The organism is Ruegeria sp. BHSA163 (assembly GCF_059613365.1).
The window spans coordinates 24,410-44,624 of sequence record NZ_JBXWSJ010000023.1; the positions used below are offsets into that span (position 1 = coordinate 24,410).

General features: G+C 53.4%; 17 protein-coding genes. 3 read left to right on the top strand and 14 right to left on the bottom strand.

Annotation, left to right across the window (positions count from 1 at the left end; genetic code table 11):
- The first annotated feature begins 35 nt into the window (after positions 1–35).
- On the top strand, positions 36–1,088 hold the full coding sequence (mnmH, locus tag AC2FNV_RS12320) for a tRNA 2-selenouridine(34) synthase MnmH (protein WP_170605055.1): 1,053 nt from the start codon (positions 36–38) through the stop codon (positions 1,086–1,088).
- Here the strand turns inward: mnmH and selD are convergent.
- Genes selD through AC2FNV_RS12355 form a run of 7 tightly spaced genes read right to left on the bottom strand, consistent with a single transcriptional unit; the run spans position 1,079 to position 9,171 of the window.
- A complete protein-coding gene (selD, locus tag AC2FNV_RS12325) occupies positions 1,079–3,238 on the bottom strand; it encodes a selenide, water dikinase SelD (RefSeq protein WP_170605057.1) in 2,160 nt (719 codons plus the stop codon). The genes mnmH and selD overlap by 10 nt on opposite strands.
- Before the next feature lie 5 nt (positions 3,239–3,243).
- Positions 3,244–3,630, bottom strand: a complete 387-nt coding sequence (locus tag AC2FNV_RS12330; RefSeq protein ID WP_170605059.1) for a Na+/H+ antiporter subunit G — start codon at positions 3,628–3,630, stop codon at positions 3,244–3,246.
- Between the two features lie 7 nt (positions 3,631–3,637).
- Positions 3,638–3,907 (bottom strand): K+/H+ antiporter subunit F, encoded by a 270-nt coding sequence (locus tag AC2FNV_RS12335; protein ID WP_170473003.1) that lies wholly within the window; start codon positions 3,905–3,907, stop codon positions 3,638–3,640.
- A complete protein-coding gene (locus AC2FNV_RS12340) occupies positions 3,904–4,401 on the bottom strand; it encodes a Na+/H+ antiporter subunit E (protein WP_170473002.1) in 498 nt (165 codons plus the stop codon). Before AC2FNV_RS12340 ends, AC2FNV_RS12335 begins: the two co-directional genes overlap by 4 nt.
- The gene (locus tag AC2FNV_RS12345; protein ID WP_170605061.1) at positions 4,401–5,945 is read right to left on the bottom strand and encodes a monovalent cation/H+ antiporter subunit D; all 1,545 of its coding nucleotides are present in this window, start codon (positions 5,943–5,945) and stop codon (positions 4,401–4,403) included. The genes AC2FNV_RS12340 and AC2FNV_RS12345 overlap by 1 nt, the downstream gene beginning before the upstream one ends.
- Entirely contained in the window at positions 5,942–6,301 is a 360-nt protein-coding gene (locus AC2FNV_RS12350; protein ID WP_170472998.1) for a Na+/H+ antiporter subunit C, read from the bottom strand. Before AC2FNV_RS12350 ends, AC2FNV_RS12345 begins: the two co-directional genes overlap by 4 nt.
- On the bottom strand, positions 6,301–9,171 hold the full coding sequence (locus AC2FNV_RS12355; protein WP_496773436.1) for a monovalent cation/H+ antiporter subunit A: 2,871 nt from the start codon (positions 9,169–9,171) through the stop codon (positions 6,301–6,303). The genes AC2FNV_RS12350 and AC2FNV_RS12355 overlap by 1 nt, the downstream gene beginning before the upstream one ends.
- Positions 9,172–9,395: 224 nt before the next feature.
- Here AC2FNV_RS12355 and AC2FNV_RS12360 point away from each other — a divergent pair, with 224 nt between their 5' ends.
- Both AC2FNV_RS12360 and AC2FNV_RS12365 read left to right on the top strand, forming a co-directional pair.
- Positions 9,396–9,866, top strand: coding sequence for a rhodanese-like domain-containing protein (locus tag AC2FNV_RS12360; RefSeq protein ID WP_367648121.1), 471 nt, complete (start codon positions 9,396–9,398; stop codon positions 9,864–9,866).
- Complete coding sequence (locus AC2FNV_RS12365) at positions 9,866–10,681, top strand: CE1 family esterase (RefSeq protein WP_170605067.1); 816 nt, start codon at positions 9,866–9,868, stop codon at positions 10,679–10,681. The genes AC2FNV_RS12360 and AC2FNV_RS12365 overlap by 1 nt, the downstream gene beginning before the upstream one ends.
- On the opposite strand, the gene mdoH is transcribed toward AC2FNV_RS12365, so the two are convergent.
- From mdoH to AC2FNV_RS12400, 7 genes are all read right to left on the bottom strand, one after another.
- A complete protein-coding gene (mdoH, locus tag AC2FNV_RS12370) occupies positions 10,682–12,553 on the bottom strand; it encodes a glucans biosynthesis glucosyltransferase MdoH (protein ID WP_170605069.1) in 1,872 nt (623 codons plus the stop codon).
- Positions 12,550–14,049: an OpgD/OpgG family glucan biosynthesis protein gene (locus AC2FNV_RS12375; RefSeq protein ID WP_170605071.1), complete on the bottom strand. Its 1,500-nt coding sequence runs from the start codon at positions 14,047–14,049 to the stop codon at positions 12,550–12,552. Before AC2FNV_RS12375 ends, mdoH begins: the two co-directional genes overlap by 4 nt.
- Positions 14,046–15,263 (bottom strand): OpgC family protein, encoded by a 1,218-nt coding sequence (locus AC2FNV_RS12380; protein ID WP_170605073.1) that lies wholly within the window; start codon positions 15,261–15,263, stop codon positions 14,046–14,048. Before AC2FNV_RS12380 ends, AC2FNV_RS12375 begins: the two co-directional genes overlap by 4 nt.
- A 29-nt stretch (positions 15,264–15,292) precedes the next feature.
- Positions 15,293–16,663 carry a tetratricopeptide repeat protein gene (locus AC2FNV_RS12385; protein WP_170605075.1) on the bottom strand — a complete coding sequence of 457 codons (1,371 nt, stop codon included), beginning with the start codon at positions 16,661–16,663 and terminating at the stop codon, positions 15,293–15,295.
- A gap of 180 nt (positions 16,664–16,843) precedes the next feature.
- On the bottom strand, positions 16,844–18,028 hold the full coding sequence (locus AC2FNV_RS12390; RefSeq protein ID WP_170605077.1) for a CaiB/BaiF CoA transferase family protein: 1,185 nt from the start codon (positions 18,026–18,028) through the stop codon (positions 16,844–16,846).
- The gene (locus AC2FNV_RS12395) at positions 18,015–19,634 is read right to left on the bottom strand and encodes a thiamine pyrophosphate-binding protein (RefSeq protein WP_496773440.1); all 1,620 of its coding nucleotides are present in this window, start codon (positions 19,632–19,634) and stop codon (positions 18,015–18,017) included. Before AC2FNV_RS12395 ends, AC2FNV_RS12390 begins: the two co-directional genes overlap by 14 nt.
- A gap of 79 nt (positions 19,635–19,713) precedes the next feature.
- On the bottom strand, positions 19,714–20,181 hold the full coding sequence (locus AC2FNV_RS12400; RefSeq protein WP_170605080.1) for a DUF302 domain-containing protein: 468 nt from the start codon (positions 20,179–20,181) through the stop codon (positions 19,714–19,716).
- Between the last annotated feature and the right edge of the window lie 34 nt (positions 20,182–20,215).

Below are 20,215 nucleotides of genomic sequence, written 5' to 3' on the forward strand. Positions count from 1 at the left end.
TTTCCTTCTCGTCCTTGGCCGGATAGAGGATTGATATGGCCCTGAAATTTTCTGACCTGTCGCAACTCTATATGCATTCATTCGATGCCGTCATCGACGTGCGCAGCCCTGCGGAATTTGCCGAAGACCACCTGCCAGAGGCTATCAATCTTCCGGTTCTTGATAACGAAGAACGGGCCGCGGTAGGAACGATCTATGTGCAGCAAAACCCGTTTCTGGCGCGCAAGGTTGGTGCAGCGATGGTCTTCCGTAACGCGGCAGCTCACATCGAAAATAGCCTCAGTCATCACGAAGGTGGATGGAAACCACTTGTTTATTGCTGGCGGGGCGGGCAACGTTCCGGTTCATTTTCATGGATGTTGCAGCAGATTGGATGGCGCGCCGAAGTCATTGAAGGTGGCTATCGAAGCTACCGACGCCTTGTAAATAAGTACCTATACCAAGACCCATTACCCCTTAGGATCGTGGCATTGGACGGAAATACAGGGACCGCCAAAACAGAACTCCTGCAATTGTTACAGACGCTTGGAATACAAGTTCTGGACCTCGAAGGGCTGGCCAACCATCGCGGATCTCTATTGGGTGAAAGACCGGGTGGGCAACCAACCCAAAAGGCCTTTGAATCTGCTCTGGCTAAGAAATTGTGTGAAATGGACAAAAATCGACCTGTCGTGGTCGAGGCAGAATCTTCTAAAATTGGCAATTTGTTGTTGCCCCCATCATTTTGGACCGCATTGTGCAACGCACCGCGTATTTTGGTTTCGGCCCCTATTGAGTTGCGCACTACTTATCTGGTCAAAACCTACGATGATATACTTTCGGACCATGAGCGCCTGCGAGATCGGTTGTCGCCATTGCGCTTCCATCGTGGTCATTCGGTTGTAGACAGTTGGCTTGCAATGATCGAGTCCAATGACAAACACGCTTTGACCCTCGCTTTGATGGAGCAGCATTATGATTTGGCATATGCCAAGTCACGCCGCTGTCAGCGTGCGGAAATAATTGCAAAGATCGAATTGGCCACACTGGATAACAATGGGCTAGCCACGGCTGCAAGCCGGGTTCAAGAAGTTCTTGCTCAACTCTGAAGCCGCAGGCCGGGGGCGCTGTTAAGGTGCCCGATAATCGCGGCCGTAAACCCAGCCCGCAGCAACTGGTCCAACAATGCTTCTGCCTCAACAGCCTTTACCGCAGCTAGCAATCCGCCTGCGGTTTGCGGATCGAACAAGATATCCGCATTACTACCTCCGGGCAGCTCGGGCGTGATCAACCTGTTTTCTGGAAATATTGTCGACCGTATGCCTTGTTCACTGAGTTCAGCGGCACCGGCCATAAACGGCACGGATTCAAGGATTATCGTGGCGCCACAGCTAGCGGCAGCGCATATTCCCTGCAGGTGCCCAGCCAGGCCAAACCCGGTTACATCGGTCATAGCACTTGCTTGGGTCAGAATGGCAGACGCGGCACCCTGTGGTTGCGCCATCAATCCGTAGGCTTCTGCCATCCAGGTACCTTTGGCCTTACCCGCCATTTCAGCAGCCATCAGAACACCACTTCCCAACGGTTTGGTCAGGATCAAAACGTCATTGGGTTGTGCCCCAGATAAGGTAATCGGCTTTTTGTCGCACAGTCCGGTTAGGGTGAATCCGATTGTCATCTCGTCACCCAATGAGCTGTGACCGCCCACAATTTCTGCCCCTGCGTTACGCATAACGTCGGTAGCAGTTTCCATAATCTCGGACATTGTGCGGCGCTGCAGATCAGGCGACATTCGCGGAAGGATAATCGTTGCAGTCGCAGCCTGTGGTGCGGCCCCCATAGCCCATATGTCACCCAGAGCATGGACAGCAGCTATACGCGTCATCAGGACGGGATCAAGAACGAAGCCGCGCAGATGATCCGAGGTCATGACTTGGTGAACCCCTCCTGTCGTCAGTAACGCTGCATCGTCGCCGGGCAGGGGTGTTATGTCCTCTCGTTTAGGCGGTGGCAGGTTCCGAAGTGAGGTCCGCAAAGCATTTCGCCCAACCTTGGCGCCGCAACCGCCGCACATAGGTTTGTCACCCAACGCCTCACGTAGACCGGCAGCGCGTTGCCTTGGAAGGGCCAAAGCCTTCATTTGGGGTAAATCTCGGAACCGGTTCATAAAACTCTGATCGATGTGGTTTTTCCAAACCCACATCAACGGACCACTAAAAGACGTGCCAAACCGTTCGCCCAGCGCTGACTTGCCGCCAAGTGAAATCAACTTGAGGTAGTCTTTTTGCGGTCTATAACGACGCATTCGTCCTGAACCAAGAGCCGCCCGTAAGTTGTTGTATAGAACCGGAGCCTCTCGTACCGCGAAAACGCCAGCCTTGGGGCGAGGGTTATGCGCTAAATGGGCACAATCGCCAGCCGCGAAAATCGCGGTGTTACTCGATTGAAGGTGCGCGTCGACGCGGATGTATCCGCTATCCAGCGCTAGTCCAGTTCGGGCCAACCAATCATAAGGTCGAGCACCTGCGGCTCCAGTGACAAAATCAGCTGGGATGCTTCGGCCATCCACGAACTTAATTCCTTCCTTTGTAACCTCTGCGATCTTCGCGTTTTCGACGACTTCAATCCCAAGCCCTTTCATGTTTTGAAGGATAGTCGCAGTGGTTTTAGGGGCAGTAGAATTCAGCACGCTTGCATGATCTATCAATGTGACGCGCGACTCTCGTCCTTTGGCGCTCAGCGCATGGGCCATGGCCATGGCCAGTTCGACCCCGGCAACGCCACCGCCAATAACGGCGACGGAAGCGGGGCCATCACCTTCCAAATACTGACCCCAATTTGCGGCAAATTGGCCAAGCGGTTTGGCCGGAACAGCGTAATCGGCGAAACCGGGAAATTCCGGCATTTCCGAAGTTATCCCGACATTCACCGAAGCTACATCAAATGCTATCGGCGGGCGGTCTGGAACGTGAACCAGTCGCTCATCGGTGTCTATGCCGTCCACAGCCCCTAACACAATGCGAGCACCGGCAAATCTGGCCAGTTGAATTAGGTCTATATCCAGCTCGACCCTATCGTAATGGCCGGCTACGAACCCAGGCAGCATCCCTGAATAAGGTGCAGCCGGACCAGGATTTATTACTGTTACCCGAACACCGGGCAACGGGTTCATACCCCACTTTCGCAGTAACAAGGCGTGAGTATGGCCTCCGCCAATCAAGACCAAATCACGGGTCAAAGGCAGCGGAGGAGTGTGCATTGGAGTTACTTCGCGCTGTGCTCGGGCACGTCTTCGACCTGTTCAACCGCATGAGTTGCCCACAGTTCATCCTCGCCCGCATCCGGCAGATCGACGGGCTTTTCATGCCTGTGTATATGCCACTTGGCAATAAACAGGGCCGTGATCGGAGCCGTAAGGAACAAAAACAGGGTAATAAGCAATTCGTGTAAAGACAGCTGTCCTTCGATCAAACCTGAGTGAAAAATAGATGCAAGCAATACGCCGCCGACGCCCAGAGTTGTCGCCTTGGTTGGCGCGTGCAGACGGGACATTGGGTCTTTCAGTTTTATCATTCCAAACGACCCGACAAAGCCAAAGATACCTGAAACGATTAAGAAAAATGAGATGAGGATTTCGAACAGGAACTGCATCATAACCTCACTCGATAATGTTGCCGCGCAGCATAAACCGCGCGTAGGCCACTGTAGAAACGAAACCAAGCATTGCGATTATCATGGCAGCCTCGAAAAATATTTCTGTGCCCAACCTGAGTCCATAAAGGATTATCAAGGCGATCGTATTGATTACCATAGTGTCGAGCGCCAGAACGCGGGTGCCAACACCCTCGGCGCTGATGATCCGCCAAAGGCACAAAATGATCGCCGCGCCAAAACAAGAAAAAGCAAAGTAAGTCGCATAGGTGATCATTCGAAAATCTCCTTTAGGCGGCGTTCGTAGCGTTGTTTGATTTGATCACGAACCGCATTCGGGTCGGGGCTATCAAGACAATGAACCAAAAGGTTGTGACCTTGTGCCGACAGGTCGCAACTGACAGTGCCGGGCGTCATTGTAATTGTTCCAGCCAGAACAGTGATTGCCTCGGGCGTTCGCAATTCCAACGGGATAGACACCCAGTTAGGTTGTCGGTCAGCATTGCGTTTGAAAAGTATGATGCGGGCAACAGTGATGTTGGCAATGACAATATCCCAAAGAACGACCAGCATGTACTCTACCACCATCGGCCAGTTACGCAGTTTCGGTCTGTCCGGCCAATAGGGTTGCGTAATGAATGGAATAATAATTCCGAGGATCAAACCAAAAACCAGCGAGTTCAGCGAAGGTTTGTTCGCCAAAAGGATCCAAACCAACGTCAAAAGAAATGTCAGGTGAGGGTGGGGGAATATACGGCGGAGCAGTTTCATCACTGTTCTCCTCCTAATACAGCCGAAATGTAGTTTTCGGGCGTGAACAATTGCTCAGCCGTGTTGCTGGCGTATTGAAGCGCAGGACCCGCAAAAAGGGTCAACAGGACAAGCCCTAAAACTAGTCCAAAAACGGCTGAAAAAGTCAAACCGGGCATAGGTTCGGGTGCAGGCGGATGCGGAATTTCTTCCTGATTTTCTGGGTCGGCCTCAGTGTTGTGTTGGGCGTCATGGCTTTTCCAGAAAATCAATGACCCGGCTCTGGCGAGGCCCACAATGGTCACGAAGGATCCGATCAGGATCACGGCCCATACAGCATGGGTGTTGGAAGCATCGCGCGTGGCATCAAGCACCAGCAACTTGCCAATGAAACCGGACAATGGCGGCATTCCGGCCATAGCGATGGCGCCCACAAAAAACAGCGCCGCAATCAACCCGCCTTGCGGCATTGGTGCCACGGGTCTGATCGCACCGGTCTGGCGTTGCATCACCAAATCGGCGACAAGGAACAACAAGGCGGTCGCCAGTGTCGAGTGGAAGACGTAATAAAGCGCCGCAGCGGTTGCGGCCTCATTAAACAGCGATATGGCGATCAAAAGGGTTCCCATCGACGCGATGGCACAAAAAGCAACCATGCGTGCAATATGCTGTGATCCAAGTATACCGATTGTGCCGACGGCCAGCGTCAACAACGCTGCTGGCACCAACCATTCTCCAGCTAACCCCTCCGAAACAGGGAGCTCTGGCCCAAACACGAGAGTATACACCCGAAGGATAGAATATGCGCCGACTTTGGTCATAATCGCAAAAAGAGCCGCGACTGGTAAGGGCGCGTTTGCATAGCTGGAAGGAAGCCAGAAATGCAGTGGCAGAACAGCGGCCTTGATACAGAACACCAACAGTAACAGGACTGCACCAACCCGCAATAGCGCAGTATCTTCAGGCGGAATTTCAGCTACGCGCACCGCAAGGTCCGCCATGTTCAGGGTTCCCGTCACCGCGTATATCGTGCCCAGAGCAAACAGAAACAGGGTCGAACCCAACAGGTTATAAGCTACATATTGCACTCCCGCCTTTAGTCGGATCGCGCCGCCGCCATGTGTCATCAACCCGTAAGATGCGATCAGAAGCACTTCGAAAAAGACAAATAGGTTGAATGCGTCTCCGGTCAGGAAAGCACCGCATACGCCCATCAGCTGAAACTGGAACAGCGAGTGGAAGTGTTTTCCCCTATCATCCCAACCCGACGCTATTGCATATAAGACGATCGGCAGGGCCAGCAGTGCTGTCAGCAGGACCATCATGGCGGACATACGGTCCAATACTAAGACAATACCAAAAGGTGCGGGCCAATTTCCCAGCTCGTAGACTTGAATTACATCGCCACTTGCCTGGGCCGTGATGGTCAACGCGATTCCCAGCAGTCCCACAACCCCAGCTACGGAAAATATACGTTGGAGATCAAGGTGGTAGCGCAGGACCATAATTATAAATGGGGCCAGGATCGCGGGGAGGACGATCGGCGCAACGATCCAGTGGTTCATGCGTCATCTCCCGGCGCATCCACAACGTCCTGCGCCGTCATGTCGATGTGGTCATCTTTTGATGACAAATAGGCACTTAACGCGATCATCACGATAACGGCCGTCATTCCAAAGGATATCACGATTGCTGTAAGCACAAGCGCCTGGGGCAGTGGATCGGTGTACGGGACATCTTTGTACTTGTTTAGAACCGCTGGCGCATTGAGTGCCAGCCTGCCGGTAGCGAACAGGAATACGTTGACAGCATACGTAATGAGCGACAGACCCAGAATAACCGGAAAAGTCCTGCGACGAAGGATCAGGAAAATACCAGCGGCAGTCATGACGCCAACGGCAGAGGCTACAAGCGCTTCCATCAGGCCTGCTCCTTTTCATTTTCATCTTCCGGCGGATCATCCCGCAGCGGGTTGATATCCATCGGAAATTCTTGGGCCATGCCCGGTTGCCACGCAAATCGGGACAGGCTGTCCAGCGCTAACATAACGGCACCAAGAACTGCCAGGAAAACACCGGTATCGAACAAGATTGCGGTGGCCCATTCGAACTCTTCAAGAGGTGGCCAGTGGATATAACCAAAGTCGCTGGTCAGGAACGGACGTTCATTGAACCATGCCCCCAGACCGGTGGCAGCAGCAATGAGAACACCCCAACCGATAGTTCCGTGATAATAGAACCTTTGGCGCTCTATAGCCCAGGTATAGCCGCTGGCCATGTATTGCATCAGGAATGCGATCGCCACGATCAGGCCGGCGATAAAACCTCCGCCGGGCTGATTGTGGCCGCGGAAAAAGATGTAAGCACCAACCATCAAGGCAATCGGCATCATAACCCTGGTTGCAACAACCATCATCAGCGGGTGCGAGTCCCCGGATTGTGGCCAATGCGGTTTGCGGTTCAAAAGGTAGGCGCGCACGTTGGTGCTAAGAACAGCTTCGGTGAGCGCAAAAATGATGAGGGCAGCGATACCCAGTACGATGATTTCGCCAAATGTATCAAAACCCCGGAAATCTACCAAAATCACGTTGACCACATTGGTACCCCCGCCGCCTTTGTAAGAGTTCGCCAGATGGAATTCCGAAATTGTCGGAAAGGCGAAATCGCGCATCATCAGGGCATAAATCAACCCACCCGCGCCAATTCCGGCCACTACTGAGATTACGGCATCTCGCCAACGGCGCGGCGCCGTACTGTCCCATGGTGTTTCGGTAGGTAGAAAGTTCAGCGACAGCAACAGCAGGATCATCGTGACAACTTCGACCGAGATCTGGGTCAGCGCCAAATCTGGTGCCGAAAGATAGTTAAACGCCATTGACACGATTAGACCGACAACACCGATAAGAACCAGCGATAGCAGCCGGTTGCGGTGGAACCACATAATCGCCAGCGTTGCACCAACAAGGCAAATCCAACCAATAATTGGAATGGTTTGCGCAGGCAGAGGAACACGCGTCTCAACTCCGATCGTTCCACTGGAATATGCGTAAATTCCAAGCCCAACAGTAAAGATCACAAAGATGACCGCGTAGCGGCTTAAAACACCATTGTGCAGTTCGTCTGTGATCCATCGGCTTAGCTTTGTCAGCGCGAGTATGACCGCGTCAAAGATGGTCTTGGCTTCTGGGCGGGGTAGTACGTTCCACAGATGGTCTGCTCGGCGGTAGAGCGACAACAGGAAAAGACCGCCAAGAACCGCGACAATCGACATGTAAAGTGCCGGGGTAAAACCATGCCAAAGCTTCAGCGAGTAATAAGGTAGTTTTTCTCCGCCAATAACCGCACTGGAGACAACTGCAACCAGAGGTCCGACAATGGCGTTGGAGTACAATCCGATGAGAACAACCAGAACTACAAGAAACGCAGGCGCTAGCCATAATCCGACCGGAGGGTCATGAGGGTGATGCGGATAATCGTCCCTTTCTGGTCCCAAGAAAACATGACCGACGAACCGGAATGAGTACGCAGCGGAAAACAAGGCGGCTAAAAGGGCAAGCCCGGGCACAAGGTAGTGAGAGTTCAGCCACGTTGTGTGGACCGTTTCCTCAAGCATCATTTCTTTTGAAAGGAAGCCGTTCAATGGCGGCAAACCCGCCATGGAAAGTGCCGCGATTGTTCCGATTGTAAACGTGATTGGCATCAGGTGGCGTAATCCACCCAAACGTTTAATATCGCGCGTTCCGGTTTCGTGATCGACTATCCCGGCAGTCATAAAAAGTGCAGCCTTGAAGGTCGCGTGGTTTATTATGTGAAACACGGCTGCTACAGCGGCAAATTTGGTGCCGAAACCCAGCAGCATTGTGACCAGCCCCAAATGCGAAACGGTCGAGAACGCCAGCAGCGCCTTCAAGTCATCCTTGAACAGTGCAATGACCGCCCCGATCAGCATCGTTACCAGACCTGTTGTCGCAACGATGTAAAACCAAGCATCGGTCCCAGCCAGTACTGGCCACATCCTTGCCATCAAAAATAGGCCAGCCTTCACCATAGTGGCAGAGTGCAGATAGGCCGAAACGGGGGTTGGCGCGGCCATGGCGTGCGGAAGCCAAAAATGAAACGGAAACTGTGCCGATTTCGTAAAACAACCTAAAAGGATAAGGATCAGTGCCGGAAGGTAATAGGGCGAGGACTGAACGAGTTCTTTGTTCTGCAAAATAACGCTGAGGTCGTAAGAGCCCACAATGTTACCTAGTATCAACATACCAGCAATCATCGCGAGACCACCTGAACCTGTGACGGCCAATGCCATCCGAGCACCCTGTCGACCCTCGGGCAGGTGCTTCCAATATCCGATCAGCAAGAATGAACTTAGCGATGTAAGCTCCCAGAAAATAAGCAGAAGAAGGATGTTGTCGGAAAGAACGATCCCGACCATAGCACCCTGGAAAAGCAGCAGATAAGTGTAGAACTGCCCCATCGGGTCTTCGCGCGACAGGTAAAACCGCGCATACAAAATAATCAGCAGCCCGATCCCAAGTATCAACAAAGCAAACAGGAAACCTAAACCGTCCAGCATGAAGTTTGCGTTGAGACCCAGCCCCGGTATCCAGTCGAACCGGGCGGTGACAATTTCACCCCGCATAACGCTTGGAATGTGGATCAAAAGTCCCATTAAGGCCAAAAAAGTCGTCAAGCCTGCTGCGGAGGCTGCCGCGTTGCGTCCCGCGCGGATCAGCAAAGCGGGAAAGACAGCTCCAAGAAATGGAAGGGCCGCGATAAGGAATAGGGACAATTGCGATACTCCGGTCTGAGCGGTCAGTTTGGTCCAAATTAGTACGGATAATTTTATGACTGTCCAGATATTGCAAATTTTTCATTGCGTTCTAAGGCAAGGCTTCAGTGCAGCGTACAAGGAAATTTTTCTGACGGGAACTTGATGCGTTTGACGCAAATCTCTGACGGCAAATGGAAACGCGATATGGTAGAGTTCGTTTTGTCGAGACAGGAGGTTATTGCGTGAAGCAATTGACAAAACGGACGCGAAGATGGGTTATTCTGGGAACCGGTGCGGCAATTGCCGGTGGCATTGCAATTCGCGAATACCGTTTTACCCCGCAAGATTATCCGGGAGAACAACTCGCGGTCGCGGACGCCCACGAACGGGCCGTATCCGGTGACATTTTGTTGTTAGACATTCGGACACCAAAGGAGTGGCGGTCGACCGGAATCGGCGAGGGCGCGTATCCGCTAGATATGCGGCGCGAAGATTTTTCCCAAGTACTGACCGATCTTTTGGAGGGTGATCAAAACAAACCTGTAGCACTAATTTGTGCACGCGGGGTTCGCTCTGCACGACTCAGCAACAAACTGACCGAAGCTGGATTCGTCAGGATTATCGACGTGCCCGAGGGCATGTTGGGGTCTGCTGCCGGGCCAGGATGGGTCCGCGCTGGATTGCCGGTCAAAAATTACGAGGAAAATGTTTGATGGCAGTAAAACCATTTTTGGTGGCTTGTATTGCTTTGTCGGCACATTCTGCGAATGCCGCGTGCGACGCAGAAAAAGGGATGTGTGAGACCGCAAATGGCGGGTATCAGATCGAACTGCCAGACGCGGAAAGTCCGCCGTTATTAGTTTTTTTGCACGGATATGGAGGAACAGGCACTGGAACGATGAAAAATCGGGGCATGGTCGAACCCCTCTTAGAAAGGGGCTATGCGGTGATGGCTCCGGAAGGTGCAATGCGCAATGGACGGCAAAGCTGGAATTTTTTTCCCGGTTGGGAAGGGCGCGACGAAACAGCATTTTTAACCGAAGTGGTTCAGGATGCCGCTGACCGTTTCGGAATAGACACCACTCGGGTCTTGTTGGGCGGATTTTCTGCGGGTGGGTTCATGGTCAATTACCTGGCTTGCCATGCACCCGGAACGTTTTCGGCCTATGTTCCCGTCTCAGGCGGGTTTTGGCGTCCGCATCCCGAAGAGTGCAATGGTCCTGTGCGATTGTTTCACACCCATGGTTGGACCGACAACGTAGTTCCATTAGAGGGGCGCATATTGGGCGGAGGCCGCTTCCATCAGGGTGATATTTTTGTGGGCCTGGAAATCTGGCGCGAGGCCAACGAATGCGCGGATACAAAGCCAAGCGGGTTTGGAACAACTGACCAGTTCATGCTCCGAAAATGGAATGGTTGCGCCGATGGTGCCGCGTTAGAGTTTGCTCTTTTCCCCGGCGGTCATAATGTACCTCAGGGATGGGCCGACATGGTGTTGGATTGGTACGAAGGTTTACCCGGAAGCTGATTATTCAGCCGGGTTTAACGTTTGTTTTCCTTCGATTAGGCGCTTGAGTTCGTTTCTGTGCTGACGGGCAGATCGCGTAATAGCGGGCTCTTTGAAATCTTCGCGTGTTCCTACCATGTGGCGGGCGGCGCCCACGGAAACACCGCTGAACGCAGATAGCGGAATGGCCATCGCCAAGCTTATCGCAATTGGCGCCAACCAAACCGACACAAGGCCGGCCACGATTCCTGCGGCTAAGAACAAACCGCTGATTGTCTCCAATGCATGGCAGAACGCGAGAGTCCGCAGGCTGTAAGAACCGCCGTCGCGGACCTGCGGTGACCAACCACGCTGAATGCCCAAAACTGTCCGAAAAACAGCGATCATTTGCTGCACCATAAGGATCGGGGCGTAAAGGATTGACAGTACGACTTCGGAAGCGAAAGAAACGGCAAATCGTACCCCACTGCCGAATTCGGTGTATCGCACCCCGCTTAATGGCAAAGCGAGGACACCGAGGATTTTGGGCGCAAGAAGCATGCCGTACATCACGAGAATGATCAGAACGTGGCGTGTTTCAGACATCTCGGGCCATTGGGGAAATAACGGGTTGTCAGGACTGAAGTAATGAAGAACTGACGCGTCCTTGCCTTGACCGATAACGGCCCACATGACCAACAGAGCGAACCAGAGCGGGGACATCAGGTAGCCAACGGCTCCGTGGAACATATGGAAGCGTGACACCGCGCGAAACCCGGTCGAGCCCAGCAGCTTTAGGTGCTGCAGATTGCCCTGGCACCAACGACGATCACGCATTGCATGGTCGATAAGGGTAGGGGGCGTTTCTTCATATGAGCCGCGAATACGCGGTAGAAACCGAACGCCCCAACCTGCGCGCCGCAGCAATCCAGCCTCGACAAAATCGTGGCTCATAATCAGCTTTTCCTGGCCATTGATCGATCTTATCTTTGGCAGGCCGGCGCAATTCGCGAACGCCTTTGTTCGTATGATCGCATTGTGGCCCCAATAATTGCCTTCTTGTCCGCACCAACGGGCCAAACCTTCAGCAAATGCTATGCCGTAGACCCCGTTGGCAAATTGCTGCATGCGAGCAAAGACTGATTGCGCTCCGATCAGCTGTGGATAGCTCTGGATCAGACCAGCGCCGGTGTCTCGAGCCAATGAGTCAGTCAAGCGCATAATGGCGCGACCAGTCATCAGGCTGTCCGCATCCAAAACCAGCATTGCATCCCAATCTGCACCCCAACGGCTTACCCAGTCGCCAATGTTGCCAACCTTGCGGTCGGTGTTTTGTTCGCGCCGACGGTAATAAAGTTCTAGCCCAGGCGCCAATCTCGTGCGCAGTGCTTCGATACTAGCCTGTTCCTGTGCCGCGATTTCGGGGTCTCGGGTGTCCGACAGAATAAACATCGCAAAGTGATGCTGCCCGCTGCGTTCGCGCAACTCTTCCAACATGGTTCGGGCATTGCCCAGAACAAACCAAGGAACCTCATTATAAATCGGCATTAAAAGAGCTACGCGCAGCGGTTCAGGGCGGCCTTCGCGTTTAGATATTTCCAGTCGCGACAAGGAAATCATGCCGAGCAAAACCGTGCATACGGTGAAGGAAATCCAAAAGAAGTTGAACGATATCAATGCAAGCAAGATGCCTTCGATCAGGTTTATCCCTTCGGCAGCGAACCAATCGGACATTACCCACAAAAGGGCCAGGGTCGCCGCCATTGCTGGCGAAAAGGCGAGAGCCCGCCAAAACCCTATCAATTGATTATTTGGTGCGTAAGGAACGTGAGAATCCCGAAAATCAGCGCCGAAATTCTGCGCTGGCATCGCCAGAGGTGCTTCTGGCGGCATTATCTGCAAATCGCGATTCATGCAGTCCATCTGTACAGCCAGACTTCGGATGCAGGCTGTTTGCCGACCAGTAGCTGCGCACGTAATTCTACGTGGTCCCGATCGCCAGGTTCGAACGAGAATGCAAGCCGAACACCGCCTGTGTCTGGGTTGCGTTGCAGTACCCCATCAGAGGTTTTGGCATGGGGTGAGTTGGCAAAGATCGAGACCGCACTGAGGTCTTCAAACAGGTCGCTGGCCTCAAAATCGATTACGGCAAGACGCCCGTCGCCAAAAGTGTTTTCACCCATCGCCGTGTTGATGACTCGGGGCATTGCGGTGCGCTGAGGTTCTTCCCCCCAGACCAGCATGTAGGAAAGATCGACCTGTGATCCGGCTGCATAGGGCTGGGCAGGGCGCCAATAGGCTACGATGTTGTCATAAATCTCTTGATCCGCAGGGATTTCAACCAATGTTACGGAACCCTTGCCCCAATCACCTTTGGGTTCCACCCACAAGCTGGGTCGCTTGTGATACAGCGCCTCTAGGTCGGCATAGTCCGAAAATTTCCTTTTTCTTTGCAATAGACCGAACCCCAGCGGGTTTTGATCTACGAATGAAGAAATCTGCAGGCGCGCCGGATTGGCCAAAGGCCTCCAAATCACTTCCCCAGCACCATTCCGGATAAGCAGGCCGTCACTGTCGTGTACTGCGGGGCGAAAATCGTCGAACAGGCTGTGATTGGTCTGATCGAACAGGAACATAGATGTGCCTGGGGCGATTCCAACATGGGGCAGTTCCTCGCGTGGGAAAAGTGTCGCCTCGACATCCATAACACAATCAGAACCAGCGGAGACTTTGAAACGATATGCTCCGGTTACGCTTGGACTATCCAATAGTGCGTGGACAACCATCTCTCGCTGCCCGGGTTCGGGACGCTCCAGCCAGAAACGAATGAATTCAGGAAATTCCTCGCCGTCTGGATCTCCTGTTTTCAGGGCTAAACCCCGAGCCGACAGGCCATAGACTTCGTTCAAGCCAATGGCTCGGAAATAGCTAGCGCCCTGAAATACACAGAATTCATCGGTCTTGCCGGGGCGGTGCATTTCCGTGCGCAGGCGTAGGCCGGAAAATCCCAGGGTGTCATCGACAGGCAATTGCGGCACATCTTTGGACTTGTCGAACATGTCCAAATCGAATGCAACCGGGGAAGCCATGCCGCGTTCTACAGTCAAGACCTTTACGGTGCGTGGAAAGTAGAGGCCCGGTGTGAAGAAATCGACGTTAAACGGGGTCTCTGTCTCGTACCAAAGCGCGCGATCAAGGCGAAACCGGATTGAACGGTATTGTTGATAAGTCAGATCCTGCCACTCTTGCGGGACCATCTCGCGTTCGGCATAAGGGCGACTAGCCAGATCACGAGCCAATGCAATGACATCTCTTCGGTCAAAGGGCACTTCGCCTCCTGTGGCGAACGCTGACGGAGCCATGGCCAGAGCAGTACTAGAAGCCAGAAATGCGCGACGTGTGAAATTCATTTTTTCGATTTCCATGGGTGTGATTTGAACCACGCGGCCAGATAGGCCACGCCGATGATCATGGCAAAGCCAATCAAGTTGGCGGCGAATACGCTGGCAACGTCCCGCCCAGTCTGATCCAAGCCGACGCCTATAAGTCGAGCTGCAGCCATGGAAAACACAAAGACGGCGAGAGATTGCTGCCCGACCTTGGAGATCACGGCCATAAGCCATTGCCAGATGCGCGCACCTGCACTGTGCCCAGTGGCGATCAGGCGGTGCCCATGTTCACCTGCAGCAACCCAACCCAGATAGGCCAATGAAAGGAAATGGATATAGCGGAACAAGCCAAAGTCTGTCTTGTTGCGTAATTCTTTAGTTTGCGGCCAAACATCGCGAATGCTATCCGCCACACCAGGGGCGATGCCGTCGATCCACATAAAGACTTTCCAGGAACCGAATGGCATCGACAAGATCAGAAATGCCACCGATGCCCAAATCAGCGTCTTCGAGACCGGAGGTGCGGGTATCCAACCCCGCATGAAGGCAAAACCGGTGAAAAACAGCAACTGCCAGCCGAACGGGTTGAAAAACCATTGGCGATCCGACCAAGGCTCAGCGGGTAAAGCAAGAACACCAAATTGCGCCACCAACCATACTGTGGCGGAAGTTAAGGCTACGGCCCAAAAACCAATTCGATAAAGCCCCATGAACAAAGGCATCATGGCAAGGACGACCAGGTACATTGGCAAAATGTCAAAATAGTTCGGGACATATGTCAGAGTGAACAATCCAACCATCTGGGGCATCGGGTCATTAAAAAAATGCTGCAGGTTTAGCGATGACACATAAGACTTTTCAAACAGTCCGGATTGATCCAGTGCAGCCATAGACATGGCAACAAAGAAAAACAGACAGATGTGAGCCCAGTAAACCTGCCAGATGCGAAACGCGACGCGCGCGGTGCCTAGCAACCACCCTTTGCGCATGAACGCACCGCCAAATGCAATAGCCGAGGCCATGCCCGAACAGAAAACAAATATTTCAGTCGCATCGGAATAACCAAATCGTGCAGGAATCCATCTGGCCCAAGGGTCGTTAGGAATATGTGCGATCAGGATAATGAACATCGCGATTCCACGATAAAAATCCAGCCTTGGATCGCGCGTTCTAGCAGGGGTCGCGGCCGAAACCGAAACCTGCGCGAAATCAGAAGCGGGCGAAACGGTCGCCATACGTTTTCTGTCCTTCTTAGTCTACTTTGTCATTCTGCCGGGACGCTTTGGACGTCGCCGTTATTGCGGGCGGCTTCAATCAATTCGCGACGTGCAAGTGCATAATTGTCCTCGCCGCCTGCTCGTTTCATACGTCGGTCATCTAAAATTCGTTCTGCGTCGTCCAGACGTCCTGCACGCAGGCCGGAATCGATTGTAATCCGTTCAAAGATGTCACGTTGCGCGTGGCTCCCACCAGCCCGTTGCATTGATCCGCGTACGGCGCTCAGGTATTCGAAGGCCGCTCCGTACCGCCCGTCGCCAAATGCTTCAAGCCCCTTGGCGGCAGCTACGCCCGGATCAGCCATTCGGCCGGTAACGTCATCTTCTGCCGTGCTTGCGTCTTTGTGGATGCGGTGCAAAATTTTGGCTGTCGCGTCCTGTCGGTTGTCGCCGGTCAGAGCTAACAGGTAATGCAAGTCCGCAAATATCAGGCAGCCATCTTCTGTTCTTGTGGCACTCAGGTCGGCCAACTCCTCCCAGCGGTTTCCGACGTTCACACCCTCAAGCTCTAGGCGCGAAAGCAGTGAAGTGGCGTTCGAGATGTCGCGATAGTCATCTGTCTTGTCCTGGCGAATCTGTTGATCATAAAGATCAATCACCTCATCGACCTGTCCCAAGTCTAAGTGCATCAAGGCTTTGTGCCACCAGACGTGATAGCGAAAGTTGTTGCAGTGGGCCCATGCATCTTCACGTCCAGCCAGCCAATTTAGTCCCAAAGCCGCGTTGCCGGTCATGTCATGGACATGCGCCACCGCATGCAATCCCCAGGCGTCGTCCGACACCATCCATAAGGCTTGGCGACCAGCAATTTCGGCTTTTTCGTAAGCCCCTGTTTCTTCCAGAGCAAAGGCATGGCAGCCCAGCAGATAACCGCGCCCTGCATGATCGGGCGCATAGGCGGGCATAACCCGTTCAATCGACCGTCTCATTCCGTTCGAGTCGCCCAAAACGAAGCGGATCGCGTGGCTGAGCTTCATCGCCAGCGTATCTTCGCGGTGGTTGCGCAGGATTGCTTCGAACTTTTGGACGGCTTGCACATGTTGCCCGTCTAAACACAGTTTCAAGGCTTCCATGTAAAGTTGTTCGCGCTCAGTAACAGGTTGACGTTCCGCTGCGCATTGGGCCGCCGACAACGCTTCGACCGCAACGGGCAGCATTTCGCGGCGGCCAAGCAGAACCATGAATAATCCTTTAACCGCGTGACCCAGTGCAAAATCCGGCTCAAGCTCGAGAACCTTACCCAAATGCTGAGGTGTGACCGCAGCATGGGCCATGAACCCAAGAAGAACGCCATTCCACGCGTCGATACTCGCCGGCTGCGTCAAGGTGTTCATCTGTCCGAAAACGTCTTGCTTCATGCTTGGGTCCAATCCGATTGAGGTATCTGACACATTTCGATTTATCAGAGTGTGCAGCGGCGTCGTAACAGTATCGACCCTGCTCTCGAATTGGTGAAAGTTCGTGTATGGAAAAAGCGAATAAAACCGCCGATTCAACGACATGTTTCAGCAACTTGCTGCCGAATTAGGCAGAGTGTTTCAATCCTCAAAGGGGTTTTGAGCACTCAAAACAGCATCTGTATCGGCCCCGCAAACGGGTGGGGCGCTGCGATAGGTGACAGGTGTCCGCGAAAAGTTAAGCGGATTTCCAATCAGGTTCACGGAACCTGGTTCGGCCTGCATCTTGATCTGCATTTGCCGTGCGGAGACCTGTTCTGTCGCAAAGACTTGATCAATAGATTGAACCGGTCCTACTGGCACCTTCAGTGCTTCCAGACCACAAATAACAGCGTCTGTATCTCGGCCTCGGACAGCAGGGCGCAGCACTGCGTTCAATTCCTCGCGGTGTTCCAGTCTGGACGGGTTGGTTGCGAACCGCGGGTCCACCGCAAGGTCTGGCCTTTCCAAAAACTGGCAAAACCTTTGAAACTGGCTGTCATTCCCTACCGCCAAAATAACATGACCGTCTGCGGTTTCGTAAACGTCGTAGGGCACAATGTTTGGGTGCCCGTTGCCGCGCCGTTGTGGTACATCGCCGGAGGTCAGATAATTTACCCCTTCATTGATCAACCAAGCAACTTGCGTGTCAACCAGAGCCAAATCTATTTGTTGGCCCTCGCCGGTAAGATCGCGGTGGCGCAAAGCGGCGAGAATTCCGACGCATGCGTACATGCCGCACATTACGTCGGCAATCCCGACACCTACCTTCATCGGCGCACCGCTAGGGTCCCCGGTCAACGACATGACACCGCCATAACCTTGTGCCATCAGATCGTAGCCGGGTTTTGAAGCGTTTGGACCAGTCTGCCCATATCCAGAGATTGAGCAATAGACGAGGCCGGGAAACTCTTGCGAAATAGTCTTGTAGTCTAAACCATATTTGGCCAAACCGCCTGGTTTGAAGTTTTCAATCAAAATGTCCGCGTGTGAAGCCAAGCGCCGAATTTGCGCCTGCCCCTCTGGTGTAGCAATATCCAATGCCACCGACTTTTTATTGCGGTTCGATGACATAAAGTAAGCGCTCAGGTCCGAGCGGTTGCCCTCGGCATCTTCGACATAAGGCGGCCCCCACTGACGTGTATCATCGCCCCTAGTCGCAGGGTTTTCAATTTTTATGACGCTGGCACCCAAATCACCCAGCAATTGTGTGCAAGTAGGTCCAGCCAATATGCGAGACAGGTCCAGAACCTTAACACCTTTCAATGGGCCTTCAGATGCGGCCATCGTAACCTCCGCGGTCGATTTCAGCTGCAATCACGCTGAATTTGTCGGCTTTTATCGCTTCATCTAAGGCGGCGCGAAGTTCCGTGCGATTGCGGACGGTGTGTCCGTAGCCGCCAAATGCCCGGCCAATGGCAGCAAAGTCATGACGGTCGAAGTCCACTCCGCGATTACCCATTTGCCGTTGACGTTGCTTCAACTCGATCAAGGCTAGGCTGGCGTCAACAAAGACCAGGAATATTGGGTTCCCGCCATGTTCGGCTGCGGTCGATAACTCTCCTGCAATCATCAGGAAACCGGCGTCACCGGAAAAGCTGATCACAGGGCGATCGGGTTCCGCTAGTTTCAGACCAATCGCCATCGGTAGAGCGCATCCCATTGTGCACAGCGCGGTGGACTGAATTAGACCGCGCTCTTCGGCACATTGCCACATCTGGCTTAGTAATATTCGATGCGCACCGCTGTCGGCAGCGGCAAGTGTTTCTGGGGGTAACGCGGCGCGGGTTTCGGCGATCACTGCACCCGGCCCCCATTCATCATCGATTGGAAAGTCCTTTGAAAGAGCAAGTTTAGCGGCATCAGGCTCACCATTTGGCCAAGTTTCACGGGCCGAGGTTCCCTTGGCTATGGCCTCCAGGGTCAATCCGGTATCTGCGACCAGGTTTAAACCAGCTTGATGCATGTAGTGGTCATTGGCTACGGCCGATATATCGATGACCCGTTTTTCCTCTGGGTCCCAAATCTCGCGCCAGCCGGGACGCATTTCGATAGGGTCATAGCCGATACACAGGACAAGATCAGCCTGTTCCACCAGGGGCACCAGATGTTTGTCGGCCAATGGCGACAAGCCCGCGCCGCCAAGGCACAGGGGGTGATCCTCGGGCACAATTCCTTTGGCTTTATAGGTCGTTACGAACGGGATGCCGAAATGTTCCAAAAACGCCTGCACGACACAGCGAGAGCCGTCATACATTACGTCCAGCCCAATTATGGCGATCGGTCGTTTTGCTTCTGACACCCACCGACGGGCCTTTTCAAGGCACTCGCCTTTCGGTGAGACTGCAGCCGCTTTAGCCAAACGGCGGCGTTTAACATTTTTCACGCGGGAATCGGCAACTGAGATCGGCACATCAATATGGACAGGACCGGGACGAGGTTGATTGGCCAGGGAAACGGCCTTGTCCGTGATTACGTCGGCGCCACGGGCTGTCAAAAGAAACGTACCCTTGGTGATGGATTGGAATACCTGGCCGTGGTCCATCACTTGATGTGTGTAGGTCAGCGCTTCGTCAGCGTCGACACAACCTGTCAACACGATCATAGGCACCCTGTCCTGCATGGCGTTGGCAACGACATTGACCCCATTCATGGCTCCGGGACCTAAAGTTGCTACCAGAATGGCGGGTGCGCCATCTCGATGGTGTACTGCTTCTGCCATAAAGCCGGCTGCATTTTCGTGTTTGGCAAGATGAAAAGCGATACCAGCCTTTTCTAACGCATCCACAAGCGTCAGAACTTCTCCGCCGGGCATACCGAATGCGTGACGACATCCAGCTTCGTAAAGTCTTTGTGCCAAAAGATCCGCAGCGCGGGGCTGAAGGTCCTGCATTGGTCGTGCTCCGATCTATTCACTTCCGAGCAGATTGCGGAGCCCGGCACCGGAAGCAAGTGCATTCACGTCAGTGTGACTATTTGACTGCGATTTCCGCCACCGAAAGAAACTTTGCATCCAGTTCGGCAGCGATTTCCCCTAATGCTGCACCGCCTTCATCTGCGTAAGGTGAAAAAACAAAACTGGGAGTTTTGTATGACAGCGTCGCAGTACCATCGCCGTTTTCGGTGACATAAAACCTGATCGGGGCTTCGATCATAGCAGCGGTCGAAGTGGCGAGAATACGCACCGCATAATCGTTGTTAAATGCGCCTATCACCCGATTGCCCGGTATAGTAATGCCTCGCGCTGCTGCGGCCTTGGTCGGGCCTGCTTGGGTTACTACAATCAATCCTGTTTCTTTAATTGCAGCGACAGTGTCTTTGACCAGAGTGTCGTAGGTTTTGCTGGATGTGTGCGAATACCAACCTTGACGCGGCTTGATATCGCCCGCCCATGCCTTTGCTGCTAAAACAATTAACGTAGCCCACAGAAGTCGCTTCATCGCATGATACCCAACTGGATTTGCACAACGCTTT

Excerpts from the sequence above, each read along its gene's own strand:
- mnmH (WP_170605055.1), top strand. The coding sequence starts at position 36 with ATGGCCCTGAAATTTTCTGACCTGTCGCAACTCTATATGCATTCATTC.
- selD (WP_170605057.1), bottom strand. The coding sequence starts at position 3,238 with ATGCACACTCCTCCGCTGCCTTTGACCCGTGATTTGGTCTTGATTGGC.
- AC2FNV_RS12330 (WP_170605059.1), bottom strand. The coding sequence starts at position 3,630 with ATGCAGTTCCTGTTCGAAATCCTCATCTCATTTTTCTTAATCGTTTCA.
- AC2FNV_RS12335 (WP_170473003.1), bottom strand. The coding sequence starts at position 3,907 with ATGATCACCTATGCGACTTACTTTGCTTTTTCTTGTTTTGGCGCGGCG.
- AC2FNV_RS12340 (WP_170473002.1), bottom strand. The coding sequence starts at position 4,401 with ATGAAACTGCTCCGCCGTATATTCCCCCACCCTCACCTGACATTTCTT.
- AC2FNV_RS12345 (WP_170605061.1), bottom strand. The coding sequence starts at position 5,945 with ATGAACCACTGGATCGTTGCGCCGATCGTCCTCCCCGCGATCCTGGCC.
- AC2FNV_RS12350 (WP_170472998.1), bottom strand. The coding sequence starts at position 6,301 with ATGGAAGCGCTTGTAGCCTCTGCCGTTGGCGTCATGACTGCCGCTGGT.
- AC2FNV_RS12365 (WP_170605067.1), top strand. The coding sequence starts at position 9,866 with ATGGCAGTAAAACCATTTTTGGTGGCTTGTATTGCTTTGTCGGCACAT.
- mdoH (WP_170605069.1), bottom strand. The coding sequence starts at position 12,553 with ATGAATCGCGATTTGCAGATAATGCCGCCAGAAGCACCTCTGGCGATG.
- AC2FNV_RS12375 (WP_170605071.1), bottom strand. The coding sequence starts at position 14,049 with ATGAATTTCACACGTCGCGCATTTCTGGCTTCTAGTACTGCTCTGGCC.
- AC2FNV_RS12380 (WP_170605073.1), bottom strand. The coding sequence starts at position 15,263 with ATGGCGACCGTTTCGCCCGCTTCTGATTTCGCGCAGGTTTCGGTTTCG.
- AC2FNV_RS12385 (WP_170605075.1), bottom strand. The coding sequence starts at position 16,663 with ATGAAGCAAGACGTTTTCGGACAGATGAACACCTTGACGCAGCCGGCG.
- AC2FNV_RS12390 (WP_170605077.1), bottom strand. The coding sequence starts at position 18,028 with ATGGCCGCATCTGAAGGCCCATTGAAAGGTGTTAAGGTTCTGGACCTG.
- AC2FNV_RS12395 (WP_496773440.1), bottom strand. The coding sequence starts at position 19,634 with ATGCAGGACCTTCAGCCCCGCGCTGCGGATCTTTTGGCACAAAGACTT.
- AC2FNV_RS12400 (WP_170605080.1), bottom strand. The coding sequence starts at position 20,181 with ATGAAGCGACTTCTGTGGGCTACGTTAATTGTTTTAGCAGCAAAGGCA.